We start from the raw sequence: 3,489 nt of genomic DNA, 5'->3' as shown, positions 1-3,489 counted from the left end.
TGTGACCTGTGGAATCCGGACGAGATGGATGCGGCGTTGTTGCTGGCGCGGATGGAGCGGACAACGGGCTTCGATGGCGCCGGCGACTTCTTTATGGCTGGCGACCGCCTGCGGTTTCGCGGCGAGGCGACGTCAGCGCCATTGAACTACATGGGCGTGCACATCACCAAGCCTCAAATTGTTGATGGCGTGGACGAGGCGGCGTTTTCGCTGGCGAAGATCTGGCGTGAACGGGCGCCGCAGGGTCGCTTGGCAGGAGTGGTCATGGATGGCGACTGGATGCATGTCGGGGATCCGGAAGCTCGTGGTATCGCCGAGGAGCGGTTGGCTGCGCGGGACAGATAACGGGTTAATCAAACAAGGTCGCCAGACCGATGGATTCCAGTCGGTTCGAATTCGTCTTCCCCTCACAGATCACAATTATCCACAGGGCATTTTTTGCCGTGTTAACCTTTTCCAAGCAGTTGCTCCCGCAAGCTGACGCCTGATGTTTTTTGCGCCCGCGAAAGGGCCACCGCGACAAAAACTGTCTGCGGCTAAAGGATATAGTGACGAATTTCGCGCAGTATGGCGCGCAACTCGGATGCAGGTCTCAAGGCATGGCGCTCGGTCAAAGATTGGAACTCAAACAGGGGCAGGGGCTGGTCATCACGCCCCAGCTGCAGCAAGCTATCAAGCTTCTGCAACTGTCCAATCTTGAGCTCGAATCTGTCATCGAGCAGGAGCTGGAACGTAACCCCCTGCTGCAACGCGACGATTCCGATCCGGTCAGCGATTCTGATGGTGACGCCCCTGTTGAAAGCCGTGAAGAACGCGGTGAACTGACCCTGGGTGATTCGGACACTGCGGCCGCCAATAACGATATGGATGTCTCCCGCGCCGATACCTATGGCGACGACGAACCGGTCGTCCGCGAAAAGGAGAGCGCGCTTTCGTCCGATTCCGACGGCCCGATGGTCGACTGGAGCAAGGCCGGCAAGGGCGGAAGCAGCTTCGACGGCGACGAAGATGGTCTGGAACGGTCGCTGACACGCGAGAAGACCCTGGCCGAACACCTGACGGACCAGGCCCTGATTGCCCATTTCAGCGCGCCCGAAATGGCCATCGCCCAGATCCTGATCGATGCGGTTGATGACGCCGGCTATATGCGCGCTCCGCTCTACGAAATTGCCGACCGCCTGGGCTGCAGCCTCGCCCTGGTCGAAAGTGTTCTGAGGACTTGCCAGGGCTTTGAGCCGACCGGTATCATGGCGACCTCCGTGCCGGAATGCCTGAAGCTGCAGTTGATCGAGCGCAACCGCTTCGATCCGGCCATGGCGGCGCTGATCGACAATCTCGAACTGCTGGCAAAACGCGATCTTAGCGCCCTGCGCAAGGTCTGTGGTGTCGACGACGAAGACCTGGCCGAGATGATCTCGGAGCTGAAGTCCCTAAATCCGCGCCCGGGCGCCCAGTTCGGCGCCGAACCGTCCCAGACCGTTGTACCCGATGTCTTCGTTCGCCCTGACGCGGCGGGTGGATGGCGCATTGATCTGAACTCCGACACTCTGCCGCGGGTCCTGGTCGACCAGAAATATCATGCCAAGGTGGCCACCGGCGCCCGCTCCGACGCCGAAAAATCCTATCTGTCGGAGTGCCTGAACCAGGCCAACTGGCTGATCAAGAGCCTGGACCAGCGCGCGCGCACCATCCTGAAAGTCTCGGCCGAAATCGTCCGCCAGCAGGACGCCTTCTTCGTCTACGGCGTCGAATACCTGAAGCCGCTGAACCTGAAAACGGTAGCGGAAGCCGTCGGCATGCACGAATCGACCATTTCCCGCGTCACCTCGAATAAGTATATCGCCACCCCGCGTGGTGTGTTCGAGCTGAAATTCTTCTTCACCTCGTCGATCGCTTCGTCCGACGGTACGGCGGCCCATTCGGCCGAATCCGTCCGTCACAAGATCAAAACCCTGATCGACGGCGAGAAGAGTTCGGGTGAAATCCTAAGCGACGACCGCATTGTCGAACTGCTCAAGGAGGCCGGCGTTGACATCGCCCGGCGCACCGTTGCCAAGTATCGTGAGGCTTTGCGCATCCCCTCGTCCGTCGAACGTAAACGTTTGATTAAATAAGGCTATTTGCGGGCAACCTGTACACGGATAAGTGACTTTTCACCCCGTCAGAAGAGCGTACAGTTTTCCCTGAGCCCCGTGGGTTCAACCGGCGTCCGTTATGCAGCGGACACCAGGGTTCTTGTATTTTTGAGAACGGAGCGACATATCGCTATGCATATTCAAGTGAGCGGAAAACAGTGTGAAGTCGGTGACGCCCTGCGTCAGCGGATCGAAACGGAATTGGCACAGGGGATCGAAAAATTTTTCGATCGCGGCGGCGCAGCCGACGTCACCCTTTCCAAGCAGGGTCACATGTTCAGGGCGGACTGCGTGGTCCGTCTGGCCTCGGGACAGACCCTTGTCTCCCACGCTTTTGGCGGGGACGCGCACTCGGCCTTCAACGGCACGCTCGACAACATCGAAAAGCGGGTCCGCCGCTATAAAGGCAAGTTGAAGCAGCACCATTTCGGCACGCCGCAAAAGGAAGAAACAGCTAACGTCACCGTGCTGCGCTCGGCTGACCTGCACGGCGAGGACATCGATGGCGCGGAGATCGATGACGGCATGGATCATGCTTCGCCGCCGCATTCGATGATCATCGCCGAAACCGAGGCGCCGTTGCGTACGATGACGGTGTCGGCCGCCGTGGAAGAGATGGAACTCAGCAACTATCCGGCCATGATGTTCCGCAATGCGGCCCATGGCGGGTTGTCGATGATCTACCGCCGTCCGGACGGAAATATCGGCTGGGTCGATCCCGAACGCACCAGTTTGCGCAAGGCATCCTGACCTGCCACCGACCACCTGAGAGGGGCGGGTTGACGCGCAGGGCTTGTCCCTCTATGTGATCGCGCGATCGTGCCGGTGGTAAGCACCGGCACCCGCCCACGGATGTCTTATGTACCTCAATACTCTGCTCGAAAGACGCGCCATCCTGGGCACTGTCAGTGTCAATTCCAAGCGTCAGGCGCTGCAGCTGGTTGCCGACATGGCATCGCGCTTGCTGGCGCAGGAGGCGACCGTGGTCCAGCATGCTTTGCTGGAACGTGAAAAGCAGGGATCGACCGGCGTGGGCCTTGGTGTAGCCGTGCCGCATGCCGCCTTGCCGGGTCTGGACCGCATGTACGGCTTCTTTGTGCGCCTGGAAACACCGGTGGCTTATGACGCCATTGATGATCTGCCGGTGGATCTGATCTTTGCCCTGCTGGCGCCGGAAAACGCCGGTACCGAGCATCTGCGCGCCCTGGCCAAGGTGTCACGTCTGTTGCGTCAGAAGGAGCTGCGCGAGCAGCTGCGCCGCGTGGAAAGCGCGGACGCCATCTACGCCCTTCTGACGGGCTATGCGGACTCAAACGCGGCTTAGAGCGCATCCCAAAAAGTGTGACCACCGCGC

Annotated in this window: 4 protein-coding genes; all 4 read left to right on the top strand. The window is 60.0% G+C overall.

Translation table 11 applies throughout. From position 1 onward, the window contains the following. On the top strand, nucleotides 1-345 hold a 345-nt coding region (locus ABI_RS25520), incomplete at its 5' end, for a glycosyltransferase family protein (RefSeq protein WP_502502336.1). A 254-nt stretch (nucleotides 346-599) separates the two neighbouring features. After that, nucleotides 600-2,114 (top strand): RNA polymerase factor sigma-54, encoded by a 1,515-nt coding sequence (rpoN, locus tag ABI_RS01870; protein ID WP_006271113.1) that lies wholly within the window; start codon nucleotides 600-602, stop codon nucleotides 2,112-2,114. Nucleotides 2,115-2,267: 153 nt separating this feature from the next. Next, a complete protein-coding gene (gene hpf, locus ABI_RS01865) occupies nucleotides 2,268-2,885 on the top strand; it encodes a ribosome hibernation-promoting factor, HPF/YfiA family (RefSeq protein WP_040308495.1) in 618 nt (205 codons plus the stop codon). A 109-nt stretch (nucleotides 2,886-2,994) separates the two neighbouring features. Then, nucleotides 2,995-3,459 (top strand): PTS IIA-like nitrogen regulatory protein PtsN, encoded by a 465-nt coding sequence (ptsN, locus tag ABI_RS01860; RefSeq protein ID WP_040308494.1) that lies wholly within the window; start codon nucleotides 2,995-2,997, stop codon nucleotides 3,457-3,459. Nucleotides 3,460-3,489 lie beyond the last annotated feature (30 nt).

The sequence above is a fragment of the Asticcacaulis biprosthecium C19 genome (genome assembly GCF_000204015.1).
Taxonomy (GTDB): domain Bacteria; phylum Pseudomonadota; class Alphaproteobacteria; order Caulobacterales; family Caulobacteraceae; genus Asticcacaulis; species Asticcacaulis biprosthecius.
The sequence above is the reverse complement of the archived record's forward strand: the minus strand, read 5'-3'. Positions and strand labels throughout refer to the sequence as shown.

Excerpts from the sequence above, each read along its gene's own strand:
- ptsN (WP_040308494.1), top strand. The coding sequence starts at position 2,995 with ATGTACCTCAATACTCTGCTCGAAAGACGCGCCATCCTGGGCACTGTC.
- hpf (WP_040308495.1), top strand. The coding sequence starts at position 2,268 with ATGCATATTCAAGTGAGCGGAAAACAGTGTGAAGTCGGTGACGCCCTG.
- rpoN (WP_006271113.1), top strand. The coding sequence starts at position 600 with ATGGCGCTCGGTCAAAGATTGGAACTCAAACAGGGGCAGGGGCTGGTC.